This window comes from Vibrio aquaticus, from assembly GCF_003970385.1.
GTDB classification, from domain to species: domain Bacteria; phylum Pseudomonadota; class Gammaproteobacteria; order Enterobacterales; family Vibrionaceae; genus Vibrio; species Vibrio aquaticus.
Genome location: NZ_RXZH01000010.1, coordinates 65,932 through 88,283, shown reverse-complemented (window position 1 = coordinate 88,283; position 22,352 = coordinate 65,932). Strand labels below are relative to the sequence as shown.

At 46.7% G+C, this 22,352-nt stretch carries 19 protein-coding genes; 12 read left to right on the top strand and 7 right to left on the bottom strand.

Features of this window, described 5'->3' with window-relative positions:
* Nucleotides 1-82 precede the first annotated feature (82 nt).
* Nucleotides 83-409, bottom strand: coding sequence for a thioredoxin TrxA (gene trxA, locus EJ063_RS17520; protein WP_004409639.1), 327 nt, complete (start codon nt 407-409; stop codon nt 83-85).
* Nucleotides 410-521: 112 nt separating this feature from the next.
* Between trxA and rhlB the strand changes: the two genes are divergently transcribed.
* Together rhlB and gppA are read left to right on the top strand one after the other, a co-directional pair.
* Nucleotides 522-1,826, top strand: a complete 1,305-nt coding sequence (gene rhlB / locus EJ063_RS17515) for an ATP-dependent RNA helicase RhlB (RefSeq protein ID WP_126575614.1) — start codon at nt 522-524, stop codon at nt 1,824-1,826.
* Nucleotides 1,827-1,833: 7 nt separating this feature from the next.
* Nucleotides 1,834-3,324: a guanosine-5'-triphosphate,3'-diphosphate diphosphatase gene (gppA, locus tag EJ063_RS17510; RefSeq protein ID WP_126575613.1), complete on the top strand. Its 1,491-nt coding sequence runs from the start codon at nt 1,834-1,836 to the stop codon at nt 3,322-3,324.
* Between the two features lie 75 nt (nt 3,325-3,399).
* Here the strand turns inward: gppA and EJ063_RS17505 are convergent, their stop codons facing one another.
* The 3 genes from EJ063_RS17505 to recQ all read right to left on the bottom strand — a co-directional run bounded on the left by EJ063_RS17505 (nt 3,400) and on the right by recQ (nt 6,424).
* Nucleotides 3,400-4,071, bottom strand: a complete 672-nt coding sequence (locus EJ063_RS17505) for a 7-cyano-7-deazaguanine/7-aminomethyl-7-deazaguanine transporter (RefSeq protein WP_126575612.1) — start codon at nt 4,069-4,071, stop codon at nt 3,400-3,402.
* 204 nt (nt 4,072-4,275) lie between these two features.
* On the bottom strand, nt 4,276-4,593 hold the full coding sequence (locus EJ063_RS17500) for a DUF3630 family protein (RefSeq protein ID WP_126575611.1): 318 nt from the start codon (nt 4,591-4,593) through the stop codon (nt 4,276-4,278).
* Nucleotides 4,586-6,424: an ATP-dependent DNA helicase RecQ gene (gene recQ / locus EJ063_RS17495; protein ID WP_126575610.1), complete on the bottom strand. Its 1,839-nt coding sequence runs from the start codon at nt 6,422-6,424 to the stop codon at nt 4,586-4,588. The genes EJ063_RS17500 and recQ overlap by 8 nt, the downstream gene beginning before the upstream one ends.
* A gap of 161 nt (nt 6,425-6,585) precedes the next feature.
* Here recQ and rarD point away from each other — a divergent pair, with 161 nt between their 5' ends.
* The 4 genes from rarD to ggt all read left to right on the top strand — a co-directional run bounded on the left by rarD (nt 6,586) and on the right by ggt (nt 10,969).
* Nucleotides 6,586-7,500, top strand: coding sequence for an EamA family transporter RarD (rarD, locus tag EJ063_RS17490; protein WP_126575609.1), 915 nt, complete (start codon nt 6,586-6,588; stop codon nt 7,498-7,500).
* A 72-nt stretch (nt 7,501-7,572) separates the two neighbouring features.
* Nucleotides 7,573-8,367, top strand: coding sequence for an AraC family transcriptional regulator (locus tag EJ063_RS17485; RefSeq protein ID WP_126575608.1), 795 nt, complete (start codon nt 7,573-7,575; stop codon nt 8,365-8,367).
* A gap of 72 nt (nt 8,368-8,439) precedes the next feature.
* Nucleotides 8,440-9,108: a LysE family translocator gene (locus EJ063_RS17480; protein WP_126575607.1), complete on the top strand. Its 669-nt coding sequence runs from the start codon at nt 8,440-8,442 to the stop codon at nt 9,106-9,108.
* A 112-nt stretch (nt 9,109-9,220) separates the two neighbouring features.
* A complete protein-coding gene (ggt, locus tag EJ063_RS17475) occupies nt 9,221-10,969 on the top strand; it encodes a gamma-glutamyltransferase (RefSeq protein WP_126575606.1) in 1,749 nt (582 codons plus the stop codon).
* 1,467 nt (nt 10,970-12,436) lie between these two features.
* Here ggt and uvrD read toward each other — a convergent pair.
* The gene (gene uvrD / locus EJ063_RS17460) at nt 12,437-14,608 is read right to left on the bottom strand and encodes a DNA helicase II (RefSeq protein WP_126575605.1); all 2,172 of its coding nucleotides are present in this window, start codon (nt 14,606-14,608) and stop codon (nt 12,437-12,439) included.
* A gap of 273 nt (nt 14,609-14,881) precedes the next feature.
* On the opposite strand from uvrD, the gene EJ063_RS17455 reads away from it, so the two are divergent.
* From EJ063_RS17455 to EJ063_RS17440, 4 genes are all read left to right on the top strand, one after another.
* Nucleotides 14,882-15,142 carry a BufA1 family periplasmic bufferin-type metallophore gene (locus EJ063_RS17455; protein WP_126575604.1) on the top strand — a complete coding sequence of 87 codons (261 nt, stop codon included), beginning with the start codon at nt 14,882-14,884 and terminating at the stop codon, nt 15,140-15,142.
* A gap of 79 nt (nt 15,143-15,221) precedes the next feature.
* Nucleotides 15,222-16,085 carry an MNIO family bufferin maturase gene (bufB, locus tag EJ063_RS17450; RefSeq protein ID WP_126575603.1) on the top strand — a complete coding sequence of 288 codons (864 nt, stop codon included), beginning with the start codon at nt 15,222-15,224 and terminating at the stop codon, nt 16,083-16,085.
* The gene (locus tag EJ063_RS17445) at nt 16,082-16,843 is read left to right on the top strand and encodes an HvfC/BufC N-terminal domain-containing protein (protein WP_126575602.1); all 762 of its coding nucleotides are present in this window, start codon (nt 16,082-16,084) and stop codon (nt 16,841-16,843) included. The genes bufB and EJ063_RS17445 overlap by 4 nt, the downstream gene beginning before the upstream one ends.
* 11 nt (nt 16,844-16,854) lie before the next feature.
* Complete coding sequence (locus EJ063_RS17440) at nt 16,855-17,310, top strand: DoxX family protein (RefSeq protein WP_126575601.1); 456 nt, start codon at nt 16,855-16,857, stop codon at nt 17,308-17,310.
* Here EJ063_RS17440 and EJ063_RS17435 read toward each other — a convergent pair.
* Both EJ063_RS17435 and prlC read right to left on the bottom strand, forming a co-directional pair.
* On the bottom strand, nt 17,307-17,519 hold the full coding sequence (locus EJ063_RS17435; RefSeq protein WP_053440757.1) for a hypothetical protein: 213 nt from the start codon (nt 17,517-17,519) through the stop codon (nt 17,307-17,309). The genes EJ063_RS17440 and EJ063_RS17435 overlap by 4 nt on opposite strands.
* A 96-nt stretch (nt 17,520-17,615) precedes the next feature.
* Entirely contained in the window at nt 17,616-19,658 is a 2,043-nt protein-coding gene (gene prlC / locus EJ063_RS17430) for an oligopeptidase A (protein WP_126575600.1), read from the bottom strand.
* Nucleotides 19,659-19,876: 218 nt separating this feature from the next.
* Between prlC and EJ063_RS17425 the strand changes: the two genes are divergently transcribed.
* Both EJ063_RS17425 and gorA read left to right on the top strand, forming a co-directional pair.
* A complete protein-coding gene (locus EJ063_RS17425; protein WP_126575599.1) occupies nt 19,877-20,716 on the top strand; it encodes a 23S rRNA (adenine(2030)-N(6))-methyltransferase RlmJ in 840 nt (279 codons plus the stop codon).
* Nucleotides 20,717-20,911: 195 nt separating this feature from the next.
* Nucleotides 20,912-22,267 carry a glutathione-disulfide reductase gene (gene gorA / locus EJ063_RS17420; protein ID WP_126575598.1) on the top strand — a complete coding sequence of 452 codons (1,356 nt, stop codon included), beginning with the start codon at nt 20,912-20,914 and terminating at the stop codon, nt 22,265-22,267.
* Nucleotides 22,268-22,352: the final 85 nt, after the last annotated feature.

Below are 22,352 nucleotides of genomic sequence, written 5' to 3'. Positions count from 1 at the left end.
GCACTAAATAGTAGCCTAGTCTAGATTTTGTTGGTATTCAAAAAACAAAACCGTGCAGTATGTGCACGGTCTTATCTAGCAATTATAGGTTAGCGTCTAGGAACTCTTTTAGCTGAGTTTTAGACAATGCGCCTACTTTCGTTGCTGCCACACTGCCATCTTTAAATAGCAATAGTGTTGGGATACCACGGATACCAAACTTAGGTGGAGTACCTGCGTTTTGGTCGATATTCAGTTTACCGATAGTGAGTTTGCCTTCGTACTCGTCTGCGATTTCGTCCAAAATCGGTGCAATCATCTTACAAGGACCACACCATTCTGCCCAAAAATCAACAAGAACTGGGCCTGCAGCATTAATTACATCGGCATCAAAACCGTCGTCTGTTAGCTGCAAAATCTTATCACTCATCTTCCACTCCAATGTGTTTTTTCGGAACTGGTTGGATGATAACCAGTATTTAGATGCCCTATTGGAATGTATTTACTTTCGTATTGCAAGCTTAAGCTGATATTCTATAGCAATGAAAAAGACGCACATCACAGAGCAAAAGTTCGCCGATTTGGGTTTACACCCTCAAATCACTGAAGGTTTGGAGAAAAAAGGGTTCGAGTTTTGTACCCCTATTCAAGCTTTGGCGTTGCCGGTACTGCTCACCGGCCAAGACATCGCAGGACAAGCCCAAACGGGTACAGGTAAGACATTAGCTTTCCTGACTGCTACTTTTAACCACTTACTGACGACTTCAGAACATGAAGGTCGTAAGCCAAATCAGCCTCGCGCTATTATTATGGCACCAACTCGCGAACTGGCGATTCAGATCTATAACGATGCTGAACCTCTTATCGCAAGCACTGGTATTAAAGCGGCACTTGCTTACGGTGGCGAAAGCTACGATAAGCAGCTGGCGAAGCTAGAAGAAGGCGTAGATGTACTGATTGGTACGACTGGTCGTATTATCGATTTCTATAAGCAGCGTGTGTTTAATCTTAATCACATCCAAGCTGTCGTTCTTGATGAAGCAGACCGTATGTTCGATCTCGGCTTTATTAAAGACATTCGCTTTTTGTTCCGCCGTATGCCTGAACCAAAAGAGCGTTTGAACATGCTGTTCTCAGCAACACTGTCTTACCGTGTACAAGAACTTGCGTTCGAGCACATGCACAATCCTGAGCATGTTGTCGTTGAGCCAGAAGTAAAAACAGGTCACCGCATTCAAGAAGAGCTGTTCTATCCATCCAATGAACATAAGATGGCACTGCTTCAAACTCTGATTGAAGAAGAGTGGCCAGATCGCGCGATCATTTTCGCCAACACCAAACACAAGTGTGAATCGGTTTGGGGACACCTTGCAGCTGATGGTCACCGTGTTGGTCTACTAACAGGTGACGTTCCACAGAAAAAACGTGAGCGTATCCTAGAGCAATTTACCAAAGGCGATGTTGATCTATTAGTAGCAACCGATGTTGCGGCTCGTGGCCTTCATATTCCTCAAGTAACACACGTGTTCAACTTTGATCTACCTGATGACTGTGAAGACTACGTTCACCGCATTGGTCGTACTGGTCGTGCTGGCGCAAGTGGTCATTCAATCAGCTTCGCGTGTGAAGACTACGCCATTAACCTGCCACCGATTGAAGAGTACATCGAACACTCGATTCCGGTTTCTGACTACGATCCAAGTGCACTGATCGAAGAGCTACCTGCACCAATTCGTATGCGTTCAAACCGTCCACAGCAGCAGCGCCGCACTAATACTGGCGGTTCACGCTCTGGCAATCGCCGTTCGAACCATCGCTCTCGTCCACGTCAACAAAAGGATTCTTAAGTCGTCTATGAGCCAAGCAGTTTCATCTCCGCTATACGCCGCCATCGATCTCGGGTCGAACAGTTTTCACATGCTCGTTGTGCGTCACATTGATGGCAGCATTCAGACCATGGCTAAGATTAAACGCAAAGTACGTCTTGCCGCTGGTTTAGACGAAAACAATGCGCTAAGCCACGAAGCCATGCAGCGCGGATGGGATTGTTTGAGTCTGTTTGCTGAACGGCTACAAGATATTCCGACTGAAAATATTCGTATTGTCGGCACCGCAACGCTGCGTACTGCCACCAATGTGGATATTTTCCTTAAGAAAGCGAACCAACTTCTTGGTCACAATATTGAAGTGATTGATGGTGAGGAAGAAGCCGCCACTATATATAAAGGCGTCGCACATACTTCAGGTGGCAGCGGCCGCCGTTTAGTGGTGGATATTGGTGGTGCGAGCACTGAGTTGATTATCGGTGAAGGGTTCGAAGCAAAAGCATTAACCAGTCTGAAAATGGGCTGTGTAACATGGCTTGAGCGTCACTTTAAAGATCGCCAACTTACCGTAACTAACTTCAATAACGCGATCCAAGCAGCGAAAGAAACACTCCAGCCAATTCTAGAGCAGTATACAGATATTGGTTGGGATGTTTGTGTTGGGGCTTCTGGCACAGTGCAGGCTCTGCAAGAAATTATGTTGGCGCAAGGGATGGATGAGGTCATTACTCATGCCAAACTTAAACGTCTACAAAAACAAGCTATGCGTGCCGAGCATCTTGAAGAGCTCGAGATTGAAGGCCTAACACTTGAGCGCGCTTTGGTGTTCCCAAGTGGCCTATCGATTCTGATTGCGATTTTCGAACTGCTTGAAATTGATTCAATGACCTTAGCCGGCGGCGCGCTGCGTGAAGGCTTAGTTTACGAGATGGTCGATGAACTAAAGCAAGATGATATCCGTACTCGCACCATTACAAGTGTGCAAAGCCGTTATCAGATTGATGCAATCTATGCAGAGCAAGTCGCCAATATGGCGGCTCGCTTGCTTGCAGAGTGTCAGGATGATTGGATTAGTGAAGAGCAAGGTGGCGTTTTACTTGAAACCGCGGCCAAGCTGCATGAAATTGGCTTAACCATCGACTTTAAGAAAGGTGGGGAGCACAGCGCTTACTTGCTGCAGCACTTAGACTTGCCTGGCTATACGCGTGCGCAAAAGCACCTGTTGGGTGAACTGGCTCGTCGTTACCGTGAGCAGCTAACCTCTTTGCCGGAGCAACATGCTTTGTCTGGCACCAGTGCCAAGCGTGTTCTTCGTTTACTGCGTTTAGCGGTACTGCTAACTCATCGCCGTAATCCAGACTTAGAACCTGTCATCAACTTAAGCTCTAACGATGACAAGCTAACGTTAACGCTCAAATCAGAGTGGCTGCAAGCGAATCCACTGACAGCTGCAGAGCTAGAGATTGAAGCTAACCGCCAAAGTGATATTGGTTGGCCGCTATCGGTGATTGAGTATTAATTAGTACCAACACGTCAGAGACAAAAAAAGCCCGAGTGACTCAGTCCTCGGGCTTTTTCTTTTCTATTGTTTCGGTTACGAATTCGCACCAACCACTTTGAAATCGGGGTTTACGGCTGTCAGCTTTCGAACTAAGAAGTTCAGTAACACGCCATACATAGGAACAAACAAACCTAGGCTAATCACCAATTTGAATCCATAGTCCACCAGCGCAATCTCTGTCCAATGCTCAGCCATAAATGGATCTGGGCTTTGGTAGAACGCAATCGCAAAAAACGCGATGGTATCTAACGCATTACCAAATAAGGTTGAGCACGTTGGTGCTACCCACCACTGCTTTAACTGACGCAGACGGTTAAACACATGCACATCTAGAATCTGACCTAATAGATAAGCCATAAAGCTCGCGATAGCGATACGCGCGACAAACAAGTTGAACTCACCTAACTGGCTAAAGCCTTGGAATGCTCCCTCATAGAAGAGGACCGATAAACCGTAGGAAACCGCCAGTGCAGGTAACATCACCAAGAAAATGATTCGGCGAGCAAGCTGAGCACCAAAAACTCGTACTGTCAGGTCAGTCGCTAAAAAGATAAATGGAAACGTAAATGCGCCCCACGTCGTGTGGAATCCGAATACGGTAAAAGGAAGCTGAACCAAGTAGTTGCTAGATGCAATGATGATCAGGTGGAATAGAACTAATAGAAAAAGGGCTTTGCGCTGCTGCGCAGGGGTAAAGTTACTCATGCGATACCTTTTTAGTTTGGTTTGGGGGTGAGGGAACCCAAATCGACACTCTCCGAGCCACCGGAAATTGCCTTACCAACAATGTTAAATGAAATAATGACGATATTTGAAGTATGACAAATATCGCGGCGAGCGATTATACATTAACCAATATCCGCCGCAAGCATGAGTTATTAAGCAATCGTTGACGTACGTTTTCTGTACTTAAAAACCTCGTTGGAAGAGGGAAGCTAAGAAATCGAGTTCTTCTTTTGAGTCTTCAGTCGCTAACGCTTCAAACCAGACGCTCTCACTGTAGTGCTCTGATTTAAGGAACAGTTGGCAACCTTCAAAATCCACCAGCCATGAATGGATATCGGCATCCCACTGCTTTTCATGCACTGTCGCTGACAGCAAGGTAATCAAGCGTTGCGCCAATTCAGGGAAACTATCAAAGTCGAAGCGAGGCGTTCGGATAACAATGCGCCCCTCCTCTGCTTGATACTCAAGCAGTCCAAATTCCGTTTGTGCTGAATCAACCATGATTGGTAATGTGCTCCTGAATTAAATCTAAGAATGGATCGGCGTATTTCTCGAGTTTACGTTGGCCTACACCACTCACCGCAAGCATTTCACCGTAAGAGGTCGGTAGGATTTCCGCCATATCAATTAGGGTCGCGTCACTGAATACTACGTATGGCGGCAGACCATCTTCATCGGCAATGGATTTACGTAGCTTACGCAGTTTCGCAAACAGCTTCTTATCGTAATTTTTGCTCGACAATTTATCAGATTTAGCTGCACGAGCCGCGACATCCAATCTTGGTACTGCAAGCTCTAATGACATCTCTCCACGCAATAACGGACGAGCTTCTTCGGTCAACTGCAACGTTGAGTTACGAGTGATATTTTGGAACAGTAAGCCTTTATGGATCAACTGACGGAACACACTCACCCAATAATCATGACTGTTTTCACGCCCAATGCCGTAGGTTGAAAGCTTGTCGTGACCATTTTCTCTGACACGGATATTTTGCATACCGCGCAGCACTTCAACCACATAGCCCATACCAAAACTTTGGTTCACTCGATAAACACAAGACAACGCTTTTTGCGCTTGCTCGGTCGCATCAAAATGTTTGGGCGGATCTAGGCAAATATCGCAGTTGCCACACGGCTTCTCTCGGTATTCGCCAAAGTAGTTAAGCAGTACCTGACGACGACACGTCTGCGCTTCAGCAAATGCACTCATGGCATTGAGCTTGTGTGCTTCAACCTGCTTTTGCGGCCCATCGTCTTTTTCATCGAGCATACGGCGAAGCCAACTAATATCAGCTGGGTCATAAAGCATCATCGCTTCAGCCGGTAATCCATCTCGGCCTGCTCGACCCGTCTCTTGGTAGTAAGACTCGATATTACGTGGGATATCAAAATGCACCACAAAACGCACGTTGGGTTTATTGATGCCCATGCCAAACGCCACTGTCGCGACAACGATTTGGATATCATCACGCTGAAACGCTTCTTGCACGTAAGCGCGTTCATCCGCTTCGAGTCCGGCATGGTAGCTGGCAGCACGAAGGCCGTTGTTACACAGCTTCTCCGTCACCATCTCGACTTTCTTACGGCTACCACAGTAGATGATGCCGCAGCTACCCCGTTGGTTTTCAAGGAAACGTACCACTTGTGAAATCGGCTTATGCTTCTCAACCAAGGTATAGCGAATGTTCGGGCGATCGAAGCTGCCTAAATACGTATGCGGATCATTAAGCTGCAAGCGCTGCATGATATCGCTGCGCGTTGCATCGTCAGCCGTTGCCGTCAACGCCATCACAGGCACATGTGGGAAGTACTGCTTTAACTGACCAAGCGAAGCATATTCAGGTCTAAAGTCATGCCCCCACTGCGAGATACAGTGCGCTTCATCAACGGCAATCATCGACAATGGCAGGCTTTCAAGACGCTCAATGAAGTCTCGCATTAACACTCTTTCTGGTGAGACGTACACCAGTTTAAGCGCACCAGAATGCATGCGGTTGTAAACCGAGATAAGCTCTTCACGCGGCATGGTTGAGTTAACACACTCCGCAGCCACACCATTGGCTTTTAACTGATCAACTTGGTCCTTCATTAGTGATATCAAAGGAGAGATCACTAAGGTTAAACCATGACGGGCCAGAGCAGGAATTTGGTAACAGAGTGACTTACCACCGCCGGTTGGCATGATCACTAGGCTATCTTTCCCTGCAACCGCCAACTCGATCACCTCTTGTTGCCCATCACGAAAGCTCTGGTAGCCAAAAACATCTTCTAGAATGCTTTGTGGCGTCGGCAGTTCTTCCATTGGTTGTTGTGCTAAAAGTGTCGAGGTCATGAATTATCTCAGTAAGAATGCAGGTCGAATGCGTGTAAACGCAAGGGGCACATTGTAGTGGGGTTTAGAGGTGAATAAAACCGCAAATTGTTAGGCGATTTTGAGTGTCATTCGTATACTGCTTGTTTCAATTTGTAAAATTTTCATTTGAGCACACAGCCATGACTCCAGAAGAACAGCAAAGAGCCAAGCAAGGTGTCTTTCTCGCCATTGGTGCGTATACGATGTGGGGCATTGCGCCTATCTATTTTAAAGCCTTAGGTGAGGTGTCTCCTTTAGAGATCTTAAGTCACCGTGTGGTTTGGTCGTTCTTCTTATTAGCGGCATTACTGCACTTTGGGCGACGCTGGCGTAACGTTCGCGATGTCATCAAATCAAAGCAGAAACTATTGTATCTGGTCACGACTGCCGTGTTAGTAGGTGCAAACTGGCTGATCTTCATTTGGGCGGTCAATGCGGATCACATGCTCGATGCCAGTTTGGGGTATTACATCAACCCTCTGATAAACGTCTTACTCGGCATGCTCTTCTTAGGTGAGCGGCTACGTAAACTACAGTGGTTTGCGGTTGCCCTTGCCGCTTGTGGCGTATTAGTTCAACTGTTTGTGTTTGGCTCTATTCCGACGGTGGCTATTGCTCTGGCGATGAGTTTCGGCTTTTATGGGCTACTACGTAAAAAAGTGAGTCTAGAAGCGCAAACCGGCTTATTTGTCGAAACCTTGGTTCTGTTGCCTGCTGCCGCTATTTATTTACTGTGGATCGCCGATACGCCAACCTCCCAGCTCACAGAGAACCCTTTAAGTTTAAATATCTTACTGATTTCGGCCGGTGTTATTACCACTCTGCCGCTGCTTTGCTTTACCGGTGCCGCAACCCGTTTAAAGCTGTCGACCTTAGGTTTCTTCCAATACATTGGCCCGAGTTTGATGTTCTTACTCGCAGTATTGGTCTACGGTGAAGCATTTACCACAGACAAAGCCATCACCTTCGCTTTCATTTGGGGAGCACTGGTTGTGTTTAGCTTTGATGGTTTACGAAACAACAAGAAATCGAAGCAAGCGCTGGCCAACAGCTGATCGTTTTTTACAAGACATTCAAGATAACTAACGCTAAGCTTGGTGAAATATTCACCAAGCTTTTTTGTTTCTATGGATAAGGTTCAATACCAAACAGTGCCCAATCAAGAGATAGGTTTGATCGATGCAAACTACCAGACGTTTGCCTTTCAGCGTCACTATCATCTTGATTTTCACATTGGCCTGATTACCCAAGGTGAACAAAAATTCCATTATCAGGGTGAGTCACATCATGCAGGTCAGGGGCAGATGGTATTAATGCCACCGGATGAAATGCACGACGGCCAATCCAAGCTCGACTCTGGCTACAAAGTAAAAGTCTTTTCTCTCGATCCTCAATGGCTGAGCGATCTTTCCGATCCAAAACGATCTTCCGATATCATAGGCTTTAACCAACTTGTGATTGATGACTCGCATGTTTTCAACACCTTATCTCAGCTGCACCAGAATCTAACTAACAGCAACCTTAGCCAACTTGCTCAAGACTGTCTGCCTTATGAGGGTTTTAGCCAGCTGTTCGAACGCTACGGTGCAAAAGAGCAGAGAAGTATCGTGCCGCTTGGCAATCAGTCCGTCGCGACATTAAAAGAGTATTTGATGGCTAACCTCGATCAGCCAGTTAAACTCGATCAACTCTCTAAACTGTGCCAACTGAGCCCAACCCAGTTTCAACGCCACTTCAAAGCCAAAATCGGATTAACTCCGTATGCATGGCTGAGCCGATTGCGTATGGAGCAAGGGATGAAATTATTAAAAGCGGGCGTGAAAGGGACAGAGGTCGCCCATCAAGTCGGCTTTTACGATCAAGCGCATTTCAGCAAGGCGTTTAAAGCGGTGTATGGCGTCAGCCCATCTCAAATCAACTAGTGTCGATTATTTACAATCTTTTGCTTAGCGCTGCTGGCACAATTGCGTGATACATCATTAATCACGACTGCTATGAACGAATTAACCATCCTAACTACTCTTGCCGTTGTCCACTTTGTTGCGCTGATGAGCCCAGGGCCAGATTTTGCTCTGGTGGTACAAAACGCCACACGTTACGGCCGCCAAACTGGCCTTTATATTGCGCTCGGTTTGTCCTGCGGCATCTTGCTTCATTCATTATTAAGCCTCACTGGTGTCAGCTATTTAGTCCACCAGCAACCGACCTTATTTGCCTTATTGCAACTGGCAGGCGGAAGCTACCTGTTCTACTTGGGTTATGGAGCATTAAAAGGTACTTGGGCCAAAGTAAAACAATCACCAAAGACTGAGCAAGAAAGCGAACAAACCAGTGTGTTATTGAGCAATAAACGCCAAGCTTTCTCCCGTGGCTTTGCGACCAACATTCTCAACCCGAAAGCCTTGGTGTTCTTTGTTAGCCTAATGTCGAGCTTAGTGCCTGCCACTATGTCTTTGAGCGGTAAAGGCATCGCACTGATTATTCTATGGAGTTTGTCTTTGTTGTGGTTTTCATTTCTGGCTTGGGCATTATCGACTCAACGTATGCAGCGTAAAATCAAATCACTTGCTGTCTATATTGATGGGCTGTGTGGTCTGCTGTTTAGCTTCATTGGTATGAGTATTTTATGGCAATCCACCACTGCCCTTGCGGCTCAGTTTTGAGTCTTAAAGAGATATTAAGTTTGATTCAAGGTTAAACTTTGAACAAAAACTCTTAGACCTCGGCTCTTTCCACTGCCACTCTTGTCGTTGCATAAACAATAAGGAGAACAATATGCAGTGGAAAGTCACATGCCTTACCGCCAGCTTACTGCTTACGTCAGCTTCAACCTTCGCTAATCAAGCCGCCGATTCTGTTGCCCCTGAGTACAGCAGTGGTTTAGAACAAAAGCAATTGGTCACCGCCAAAGATTGGATGATCACGGCCGCTAACCCGCTCGCTACCCAAGCGGGTGCCGACATTCTTGCTCAAGGCGGTAACGCCATTGATGCAATGGTCACGACTCAACTTATGCTCGGACTTGTCGAACCGCAGTCATCAGGAATTGGCGGCGGTGCTTTCTTGGTCTATTGGGATGCTGAGAACGACAAGCTCACTACCTACGACGGCCGAGAAACAGCGCCAATCAATGCGACACCTCGCCTATTTCAAGATAAAAACGGTGAACCGCTCAAGTTTTATGACGCCGTGGTGGGTGGCCGCTCAGTCGGAACACCTGGTACCGTCAAACTGATGTGGGATACGCATCAGAAGTATGGCCACTTAGAGTGGAGTAAGCTGTTAGAGCCGGTCATTAAAGTGGCAGAGAAAGGCTTTGAGATCAGCCCTCGCCTTGCCACTTTAATTGAGAAAGACGCAGAGAAGCTTAGCCGCTTTCCAACGACCAAGGCGTATTTCTTTAATGCTGATGGCTCACCAAAAACTGCTGGTACCGTGCTAAAGAATCCCGACTACGCCAACACGCTAAAAGCAATCTCTAAGCAAGGTGCAAACGCGTTCTACCAAGGCGATATAGCCAGCGATATCATCCAGACCGTGCAAAATGCTCCGGGTAATCCTGGCGTTCTCGCGCAAGTCGATTTCGATGCTTACCAAATAAAGCAACGTGAGCCGGTATGTTCCGCTTATCAGAGCTACGATATTTGTGGCATGGGCCCGCCAAGCTCAGGCGCACTCACGGTTGGGCAAATTTTAGCAATCACAGAATCGTTCGATCTAAAAAAATGGGGACCGAAAGATGCTCGCTCTTGGCAAGTGATCGCTGATGCCTCTCGCCTTGCTTTTGCTGATCGTGGTATGTACATGGCCGATGAGGACTTTGTGCCGATGCCAACCCAAGGTTTATTGGATCCTTCTTATCTAGAACAAAGAGCCAAGCTAATCCAACCGGGCAAAGCACTGGATTCCGTCTCAGCAGGCACACCTCCGTGGAGCTATGCAGCGACTCAAAGCCAAGATGAATCGATAGAGCTCCCTTCTACTAGTCATTTCAACATTGTCGATAAACAAGGTAACGTTGTTTCCATCACCACTACCATTGAGAACGTTTTTGGCTCTAGGCTGATGACCAACGGCTTCTTACTCAATAATGAGCTGACGGATTTTTCATTTAGAACGCACAAAGATGGCAAGCCGATCGCAAACCGCCTAGAACCGGGGAAACGCCCTCGCTCCTCAATGGCCCCGACCATCATCATGCACGATGATGAGCCATACATGGCTATTGGTTCACCAGGTGGCAGCCGTATCATTGGCTATGTGGCACAAAGTATCATTGCCCATACTCAGTGGGGAATGGATATCCAACAAGCCATTAATCAACCACACCTTCTCAATCGTTTTGGCACACTGGACGTAGAGCAAGGTACCAGTGCTGAGCAATTCAAAGATGACTTAGAAGCGATGGGCTTTAAGGTCAACGTTCGAGACCTGAACTCAGGTTTGCATGCCATTTTAATCGAAGATAACCAATTAAAAGGGGCAGCCGATCCTCGACGTGAAGGTGCTGCGATTGGCAAATAGTGCCGATCACCTCACTTGCTTGTGCGAGATCTCTCACAAGCAAGTGAGTAATCATAGCTTTTTCGCTGAGAAAAATGTAAACAACAAACTGTAAGTCATTGTTTTTATTGTGTTGGTATGTTTCTTGTACGAATTGTTATGCAAAAAAACGTTTGCGTCATGTTGCTCTAAATCCGCATCAGAGTAATATGAACCTTGTCGGAAGGATGCTGACACGGAACAGGAAATTACCACGGATTAGGTAATCTTCAGGAAGAAGATACGGTTACTTAGGATGAGTAGTCGGCACGGATAGCAAATTGGACATTGAACGGACACAATAGTAACTAGGATGGTTGCTACTAAGGATGGGAAATGGACACCTCTGGACGAGGAAAGGACTTATCATCAGGATGATGAAAAGGACACCGCTCAAGGAACAAGCGAAGTGAGCTAACGAGGATTGTTGGCAGACCAGGATAGGGTCACACGGACACCGCTAGGATGGCGAGTAAAGGATTGAGCTGAAGGACATCAGCATACTATCAAGGATTAGATGCATGGAGCACCTATAGTAGCCGGATTGCTGCGAGTAAGACTATAACCCCGATGGGCCTTGGCCCTCGGGGTTTTTCTTTATCTGCTCTACAGAATGACTCACTTCGGCCCCCCTCACCTTCTCATCGTTTGACCTCCCCCTTCACACTAGCCTCAATGCTCTGATCGACTCAGCCTCCTGTAAGAGATCTCTCACAAGCGAGTAAGTAATCCTAGTCTTTTAGCTGAGACAAATGTAAACAAATCAACGTAATCATTTGATTATATTGACAATGTATAGATTTTACTCACTTATCTCTTGAGAAAAACGTTTGCGTCATATTGCTCTAAATCCGCATCAGCGTAATATTAACCCTGTCGGAAGGAGTCTGACACGGAACAGGAAATTACCACGGATTAGGTAATCTTCAGGAAGAAGATACGGTTACTTAGGATGAGTAGTCGGCACGGATAGCAAACTGGACATTGAACGGACGCAATAGTAACTAGGATGGTTGCTACTAAGGATGGGAAATGGACACCTCTGGACGAGGAAAGGACTTATCATCAGGACGATGAAAAGGACACCGCTCAAGGAACAAGCGAAGTGAGCTAACGAGGATTGTTAGCAGACCAGGATAAGGTCATACGGACACCGCTAGGATGGCGAGTAAAGGATTGAGCTGAAGGACATCAGCATACTATCAAGGATTAGATGCATGGAGCACCTATAGTAGCCGGATTGCTGCGAGTAAGACTATAACCCCGACGGGCTCACGCCCTCGGGGTTTTTCTTTATCTTTTTATCTGCATAATTGAACTCACTGCTACGTTAACTTCGCTTGTTCACCCCATCACATAGGTTCCCTATGCTCCGGGGCTTCACTCACTTGTTGCCTTGCAGCAAGCCCAATTCTATTGATAAAAACACTCTCAATAGAGACTGAAAATTTATAGGGTTTCTAACTTAGCGTAAGCCGTCACTAACCACTTAATACCTTCACCATTAAAAGCGACTTGAACTCGGCTTTGTGGACCGCTGCCTTCAAAGTTGATGATGGTACCTTCACCGAACTTAGGGTGCATCACGCGAGAGCCTAAGCTAAAGCCTGTTTCATTAAAGCTTTCTTTCACGACAGTTTGACTAAAACGGCCTGAGCTGGTTGGGCGGCTTACTTGTGCTTTCATGCGCACTTCATCCAAACATTTCTCTGGCAGTTCGCGAATAAAGCGTGATGGTTTGTGGTACTTATCTTGACCGTACAAACGGCGCATTTCAGCATAAGTAATATAGAGCTTTTCCATTGCACGGGTCATACCCACGTAGCAAAGTCGGCGCTCTTCTTCCAAACGTCCTGCTTCTTCTGCCGACATCTGGCTTGGGAACATCCCCTCTTCGACACCAACCATAAATACCAGTGGGAATTCGAGACCTTTTGCACTGTGTAGTGTCATCAGCTGAACCGCATCATCAAACTCATCCGCTTGGCCTTCACCAGCCTCTAGCGCTGCGTGAGTTAAGAATGCCGTGAGTAGCGTCATTTCATCAGCCTCTTCTGGCTTTTCAAACTGACGCGTTGCGGTTACCAATTCTTCCAAGTTCTCAATACGTGCTTTCGACTTCTCGCCTTTTTCTTGTTCGTACATAGCGAACAGGCCAGAGTATTTGATTACATGGTCCGTCTGTTCGTGCAGAGACAGCTCATTTGTGTCGTCTTCTAATGCATTAACCAACTCGATGAATCGGCTCAATGCGCCAGCTGCACGACCTGCCAGCACTTGGTTCTCAAGTAAGTACATACTTGCTTGCCACATGGTGCTGCCTTGGTCACGAGCGGCAAAACGAATCGTTTCTAGGGTTTTATCACCTAAACCACGGGTTGGTGTATTCACCACACGTTCAAAGGCTGCATCATCATTGCGGTTTGACATTAAGCGCAGGTAGCTCAATGCGTCTTTGATCTCTTGGCGTTCGAAGAATCGCATGCCGCCGTAGATGCGATAAGGCAAACCAGCTTGGATTAGCGCTTCTTCAAGTACACGCGACTGGGCGTTATTTCGATACAGCATCGCAGCATCATTCAACGCACCACCTTTGTCTTGCCACTCTTTGATTTTATTCACTGCAAAACGCGCTTCATCAAGCTCGTTGTAGGCCGAGTAAACTGAGATCGGCTCGCCTTCAACACCATCGGTCCATAGCTCTTTACCCATACGTTCAGTATTGTTGGCAATGAGCGTGTTAGACGCTTCCAGAATGGTTTTGGTCGAGCGGTAGTTCTGCTCCAAACGAATCGTATTCACGCTTGGGAACTCCAAGGTAAACTTCTCAATATTCTCGATTTTTGCCCCACGCCAACCATAAATTGACTGGTCATCATCACCGACAATCATCACGTGTGAATCAGGGCCAGCCATCATGCGTAGCCAGGCGTATTGGATGTTGTTGGTATCTTGGAATTCGTCGACCAAGATATGTTTAAAGCGCGCTTGGTAATGCTCACGAATGTGTTTTTTGTCACGCAGTAGCTCGTGGGCACGCAGCAATATTTCTGCAAAGTCGACTAAGCCAGCACGGTCACACGCTTCTTGATACGCACTGTAAAGTTGCAGGTAAGTCTTAGTAATCGGGTCACCGTAGGCATCGATATGACTCGGGCGTAAACCTTCGTCTTTTTTGCCATTGATCCACCACGCGACTTGCTTCGCAGGCCACTGTTTTTCATCTAAGTTTTGCGCTTTGATTAAGCGGCGCAATAGGCGAACCTGATCATCGGTATCGATAATCTGAAAATCTTCTGGTAGCAGAGCATCAAGGTAGTGAGCACGAAGAATGCGGTGACAGATACCGTGGAAAGTGCCGTTCCACATCCCAGAAGCACTGCCCATCATTAACTCTTCAATACGGCCACGCATTTCTGCCGCCGCTTTGTTAGTGAAGGTTACTGACATGATTGAGAATGGCGAAGCTTGCTCTACCGACATCAACCAAGCGATGCGATGTACAAGTACGCGCGTTTTACCACTTCCTGCTCCAGCAAGAACAAGTAAGTTTTCTAAAGGGGCGGCAACGGCTTCACGCTGCTTGTCATTCAGACCATCGAGAAGTAATGAAGGATCCATTGTGGGCTCAGCTACTGGTTATCTATACATGAAAAGTGATTATAACCTAAACAGCGACGGCTTTTCAGAACAAAAAGCATAAAAATTTGCCTTCATTAAGCGCTTAAAAATCATCACCTTAAATATTAATTTCTCATCTATTGATAAAAAATTAATCATTTTATGAAAGTTTTCTCTGCCGTTTTCTATCTTTTTAATTAAGCAAGTTGATGAATGACACCACTTCAATTACTTGCCCACATAAATCAAGGAATAAAGTCTGAGGAAATTACAATGAAAAAATCGAATCTTGCTGTTACTGCTGCTGTTACTGGTCTACTTGCTCTTGGTGGCACAATGCTGACTGCGGCACCTGCTGTCGCGGCTGAAAAAGAAAAATGCTACGGCGTATCTAAAGCGGGCAAAAATGACTGCGCAACCAAAACCAGCTCATGTGCTGGCACGGCAAAAGAAGATAACCAAAGTGATGCTTTCGTCGTCGTTCCTAAAGGACTTTGCGGCAAGTTAGCTGGCGGTAGCACTCAATCTTCATAACGCTTTACCTACCGACCTAAGATGAACGGCTCAGGCTCAACAAGCCGTTCATCTTTACTGACTCGCAAAGGACTCGCCCGTGACAAACCATAACTATCACAATCATATTGGTGTAGGGTTGCGAACACCCCATTTGGATTACTTTTCTCACCAACAGCCTGCGCTTTCTTGGTTAGAAATCCACAGTGAGAACTACTTTCAGCCCCACTCTGCTGCTCGTCATACCCTTAGAAACATTGCCAATGATTACCGAATTAGCTGCCATGGTATTGGCTTGTCGCTTGGCAGTGTTGGCCGAATAAGCCAACCACATCTCAAACAACTGAAAAGCTTAATTGATGAGATAAAACCCTTTCTCGTCTCCGATCATTTAAGTTGGAGTGAAAATGGCGGGCACTATTTCAATGACCTGCTGCCGCTGCCTTATACCGAAGAAGCGTTAGGCGTTTTTTGTCGCAACGTTATTGAGGTGCAAGATTACCTGCAGCGACCAATCCTGATCGAGAACCCTTCCAGCTATGTGAAGTTTGCTCATTCGACCATTCCTGAATGGGAATTCCTCTCCGAAGTTCAACGCAACACTGACTGTCGCTTGCTACTCGATTTAAACAACATTCACGTCTCGGCTTTCAATCATGGATTTGATTCGCAAACCTATTTGGATGCGATCCCCGCAGAGCATGTCGATGAAATTCACTTGGCAGGTTTTACCATCAAGCAATTGGAAAAAGGCGAAATCTGGATTGATACTCACAGCCAACCTGTCAGTGACGAAGTTTGGCAATTGTACGAACAATGGCTAAAACAACATGGTTCTCGTCATACTCTGATTGAATGGGATTTAGATATTCCAACACCCGAAGTGTTACTTGCTGAAGCAGACAAGGCTAACCAGCGTGTGCAGGGAATAATGACCAATAACGAAGAGAGGATCGCTTCATGAACCTTTCTTTGACAAAGTTACAGCATCAATTCGCCAAAGCCCTTCATTATCAAGCCACTGGCGAAGAATGTGGCATTGTGAGTGATACCTTCAGCGCCGACGAACGCATGCAGATCTATCGCAATAACTTTGTGGTTAGCCTCAGTGAGGTGCTCGAAGCGACCTATCCGATGGTCTCGGCTCTGGTCGGCGAAGAATGTTTTGCTCAATTAGCAAGACAGCATGTACTGACTAACCCGTTAGAAGCTGGCGATGTCAGTAAATACGGAGAGCATTTTTCACATACTATCGAGCAATTTCCAGCGGTCGTTGAAGCGGCACCCTATGCCAGTGAAGTGGCTCGTTTTGAATGGTGTATCGATTTGGCTCAGCAACAGCAAGGTAATATCTCTGTGTGTGATTCTTTGCTACCACTGGCAAAACTTGGGGAAATTGCGCCAGAACAACAAGCTTCTATACATCTTCATTTGCAGCCCGGTGTGAACTTTTTTCAATCTCAATACGCCGTGTTTTCTCTTAAGAAAGCCATTGATAACAATAACTTTGACGGATTGAATTTAGACCAAGCGGAACATGGTGTGATCTGTTGTTCTCAGCAGGGAACGATTTGGATGCAGCCTCTCGATGATGGCGCCTTTGAGTTACTGCAACACCTACACTCTGGTAGCACCTTAGGTGAAACGCCGCCTCATGCACTTGAACATCTTAATTACTTTGTCGAAAGCAATTTGATTGCTGGGTTTTCGCTCGCACGCTAAGGGGAAAAACAATGTCTGAATTGATAAAAAATAGTCTGAATAGCTACGATGCCGTGATTGAAAAAGCGCAATCTGTATTTGTTCCATTGCTGCTGCTTTTCTGTCGGCTTTGGGTTGCCTGGGTCTTTTTCAATTCTGGATTAACCAAGATATCGACTTGGGATAGCACACTGTTCTTGTTTGAGTATGAGTACCAAGTGCCGGTATTGCCTTGGCAGTTAGCTGCTTATATGGGTACCGCCGCAGAGCTGATTCTGCCAGTGTTCTTAGCACTAGGATTATTAACCCGACCAATGGCAGCGATCCTATTTGTATTTAATATTATCGCTGTGGTCTCTTACCCTGTGTTGTGGGAGCAAGGCTTCTTTGACCACCAATTATGGGGTCTGATGATCCTAATCGTAGTGGTATGGGGGGCAGGACCATTCTCCATCGATAAACTGCTAAGAGCTAAGTTTTCTCGCTAGCCATCGCTGTTTAGATCATCGTTGACCGAGTTAACTGCATCACGAGAGGCGTGACCTATTGCTTTAGTCGCATCTCGTGTTGCATGACCAATCGCCGTTGTAGCATCACGAGTCGCGTGACCAATATCAGTCCCCGCTTGCTTTAGCTCCGCACAACCAGACGCCCCTAGCAGTACGCTCAATATCAACATCTTACCTAGTTTCAGCATTTTACCTCCTTGCATGCTACGCTGATTATCATATCAATAAAAAACGCCCCTGACTCATCAAGTCAGGGGCGTTTTGTTTATTTCTCTAAAAAGGAATTAAGCACTGATGCCTGAATGACGTAGCAAGGCATCGATTTGTGGTTCACGGCCACGGAAGCGTTTGAACAGCTCCATCGGTTCTTCACTGCCACCCATCTCAAGGATGTTGTTTAGGAAGCTCTGACCCGTTTCGGTATTAAAGATACCTTCTTCTTCAAAGCGAGAGAACGCATCTGCTGACAAGACTTCTGCCCATAGGTAGCTGTAATACCCTGCGCTGTAACCACCAGCAAAGATATGGCCAAAGCTGTGTGAGAATCTGTTCCACTCCAAGCTTGGTAATACTGCTACTTTGGATTTCACTTCCGCTAGCGTCTCAAGCACTCGAGGGCCAACCTCAGGTTCAAACTCGGTGTGTAGCGTGAAATCAAACAGACCAAATTCAAGCTGACGCAGAATAAACATCGCTGACTGGAAGTTTTTCGCCGCCAGCATTTTTTCTAGCATCTCTTTTGGTAGTGCTTCACCAGTTTCAAAGTGACCCGAGATAAACGCCAGTGCCTCTTCTTCCCAACACCAGTTTTCTAGGAACTGACTTGGTAGCTCGACCGCATCCCATGGCACACCGTTGATACCCGATACCGCACCCGACTCAACTTGAGTCAGCATGTGGTGAATACCGTGACCAAATTCGTGGAACAGCGTTACCACTTCATCGTGAGTAAACAGCGCAGGCTTGTCACCGACTGGGCGGTTAAAGTTACAGGTTAGATACGCTACTGGTGATTGCAGTTCACCAGATTCATTAACACGACGTACTCGACATTCATCCATCCAAGCGCCGCCACGTTTATGTTCACGAGCGTACAAATCTAGGTAGAAGCTACCACGAAGGTTGTTATCGGCATCGAAAATGTCAAAGAAGCGTACTGACTCGTGCCAAGTATCGACACCTTCGCGCTCTTTAACCGTCATACCGAAGACGCGATTCAGCACTTCGAATAGACCGCTTACCGCCTTCGCTTCTGGGAAGTATGGACGCAACTCTTCATCTGAGATTTGGAATAGGTGCTGCTTTTGCTTCTCGCTGTAGTAAGCGATATCCCACAGGTTAAGCGCTTCAACGCCAAACTCTGCTTTAGCAAATTGGCGCAGCTCTTCTACCTCACGTTCACCTTGAGGTTTCGCTTTAGTCGCAAGGTCATTAAGGAAACCCAGTACCTGAGCTGGATTCTCTGCCATCTTGGTTGCTAAAGACTTCTCACTGTAAGTGTTGAAACCCAGCATACGAGAAATCTCATAGCGCAGTTTTAGCTGTTCGTTGATGATCTCTGTGTTATCCCACTCACCGGCTTTCGGGCCACGATCAGAAGCACGCGTCACGTACGCTTCGTACAGCTCTTTACGCAGTTCCTGGTTATCACAGTAAGTCATGACTGGTAAGTAAGATGGGATATCGAGTGTCAGTAGGTAACCTTCAAGCTCTTTCGACTCTGCCGCCGCTTTTGCTGCCGCCAGTGCCGACTCTGGCATACCTGCGAGTTCTTTCTCATCCGTCACATGCTTGCTCCAACCCATGGTCGCATCAAGTACGTTATTAGAGAACTTAGAGCCTAGCTCTGACATACGCTTGCTGATTTCACCATAGCGATGCTGTTCATCCGCAGGCAAGCCAATGCCCGACAGTTCAAAGTCACGTAGAGAATCAGTAATGGTTTTCTTCTGCGCTTGAGTCAACTGAGCAAACTCATCGCTCGCCTTGATCGCCTTATAAGCATCAAACAAACCTTTATGTTGGCCAACCCAAGTGCCGTACTCTGACAGCAGTGGTAGGCAGCTTTCGTATGCATCGCGCAATTCATCACTGTTGACCACCGAGTTCATGTGGCTCACTGGTGACCAAATACGACTTAAGCGATCATCCACCTCTTCGATTGGTGCTACCACACTGTCCCACGTTGGGGAGATATCACCAGCAAGCACCTGCTCGATTTTAGAACGGCAGTCTGCAATCGCCTGCTCTACTGCTGGCTTAACGTGCTCAGGTTTAATCTGTGAAAACGGGGGCAAATCAGTAAAGCTAAGAAGTGGATTTGGCATAAATCATTCCTTTTGTAGTCGAAAGCGAACTCCAGGTTCGTCTATTGAGTATATTCAACGTCTTAAAGATTAAATATAGGTGCGATAGGCATTTTTCAATAGCCAACACGAGCGAAGTTGTCGCTAAAGGCGAGCATCACACAGCCACTGCGTATATAATCAGCGAATTATTCGTATTAACGTCATCATGGTTGTAAGACCATTTCGAGAGAGTCATTTTGTTAAGTTATCGCCATAGTTTTCACGCAGGTAACCACGCCGATGTGGTTAAGCATATCGTTCAAAGCCTTATTCTGGATTCGCTCAAGCAAAAAGATAAGCCATTTGTCTACCACGATACGCACTCAGGTGTGGGCCGTTACGACCTGACTCACGAATGGTCAGAAAAAACTGGCGAATACAAGCAAGGTATCGCTCGTATTTGGGAGCAAGCTGACATCCCACAAGATATTCAAAGCTACCTTGAGTCGATTAAAACGCTCAACAATGGTGATGCGCTGCGTTACTACCCAGGCTCACCACGCGTGGCTCGTGCTCAGTTACGCCCGCAAGACCGCATGGTGCTAACTGAGCTTCACCCAGCCGATCACCCGCTACTTGAGCAAGAGTTCCACCGCGATCGTCAGGTCTCTATCTACAAAGAAGATGGCTTTAAACGTCTGAAAGCGAGCTTGCCACCACAAGAACGCCGTGGCTTGGTGCTGATTGACCCTCCTTATGAACTGGCAAAAGAGTACCGTGATGTAGTGAATGCGATTTTCCAAAGTCACAAGCGCTGGGCAACGGGCATTTACGCGATTTGGTATCCAGTGGTTAACCGCTGTGACATTGAAGACATGATCGAAGGTCTAGAAGGCTTGGGGATTCGTAAGATTCTTCAAATTGAACTTGGCGTATCACCAGACACCAACGAGCGTGGAATGACCGCATCAGGCATGATTGTGATTAACCCACCGTGGAAGCTAGAAAGCCAGATGAAAGAAATTCTTCCATTCCTGCAAGAAGCAATTGCTCCTGCAACCGGTCACTTTAAAGTCGAATGGATAGTACCGGAGTAATTCCCTTTTAACTAAGTGCTCTGTTTTATCGCTATTTGTCATAAGTTTTGTCACTTTTTCTCATTGGGAAATCGAAGGGAGTCGATTTATGATAGGAGCCAACGGAGCACTATGCTGGGCAGATTGAGTTTACGTCACCCTGCCCCCATGTAATTTTGCATAGCATTCAATAATTCAAACAGCTTGGAGAAAGTAATGGCGACTCATTTTGATTACATCTGTATCGGTGGTGGTTCAGGCGGTATCGCATCAGCAAACCGCGCGGCGATGTACGGCGCGAAAGTAGCCCTAATCGAAGCTCAAGACCTAGGTGGTACGTGTGTAAACGTGGGCTGTGTGCCTAAGAAAGTTATGTGGCATGGTGCTCAAATTGCAGACGCAATGAACCTATACGCAGAAGACTACGGCTTCGATGTCGATGTGAAAGGCTTTGACTGGAGCAAGCTGGTTGAGAGTCGTCAGGCTTACATTGGCCGCATTCACCAATCTTACGATCGCGTTCTAGGCAACAACAAAGTAAACGTTATTAAAGGCTTTGCTAAGTTCGTTGACGAGAAAACGGTTGAAGTGAATGGCGAGCACTACACGGCAGACCATATCCTAATCGCTGTGGGTGGTCGTCCAAGCATTCCTAACATTCCAGGCGCAGAGTTCGGCATCGACTCAAACGGCTTCTTTGAGCTAAACGAGCAACCAAAACGCGTTGCGGTTATCGGCGCAGGTTACATTGCAGTTGAAATCGCAGGTGTACTGAACGCGCTAGGTACTGAAACTCACCTGTTCGTTCGTAAAGAATCGCCACTACGTAGCTTTGACCCAATGATCATCGATACGCTAGTTGAAGTTATGGACGCTGAAGGTCCTAAGCTACACACGCAATCTATTCCAAAAGAGATCGTGAAAGAAGCGGATGGCAGCCTGACTCTTCACCTAGAAAACGGCAACACGCAAAACGTTGATCAACTTATCTGGGCAATCGGCCGTCACCCTGCAACAGACGCAATCAACCTTGCATCAACAGGTGTGGCAACTAACGACCGTGGTTACATCAAGGTAGACGAATACCAAGAAACCAACGTGAAAGGCATCTACTGTGTCGGTGACATCATGGAAGGCGGTATCGAACTGACTCCTGTTGCGGTTAAAGCAGGTCGTCAACTTTCTGAGCGTCTATTCAACGGCAAAACGAATGCAAAAATGGACTACAACCTAGTTCCTACTGTTGTATTTAGCCACCCACCGATCGGTACGATTGGTCTAACAACTCAAGAAGCTGAAGAGAAATACGGCAAAGACAACGTGAAAGTTTACACGTCTGGCTTTACGGCAATGTACACAGCGGTTACTAAGCACCGTCAGCCATGTAAGATGAAGCTAGTGTGTGCGGGCGAAGAAGAGACGGTTGTTGGCCTACACGGCATCGGCTTCACGGTTGATGAGATGATTCAAGGCTTCGGCGTAGCAATGAAGATGGGCGCAACCAAAGCAGACTTCGACTCTGTGGTAGCGATCCACCCAACTGGCTCAGAAGAGTTTGTGACAATGCGTTAAGCACAACGCGAATCGCTTTACTAAGCCCCGCATCTGCGGGGCTTTTTGTTTTTTGGCTAACCCAACCCCAACCTGTATTCACCCA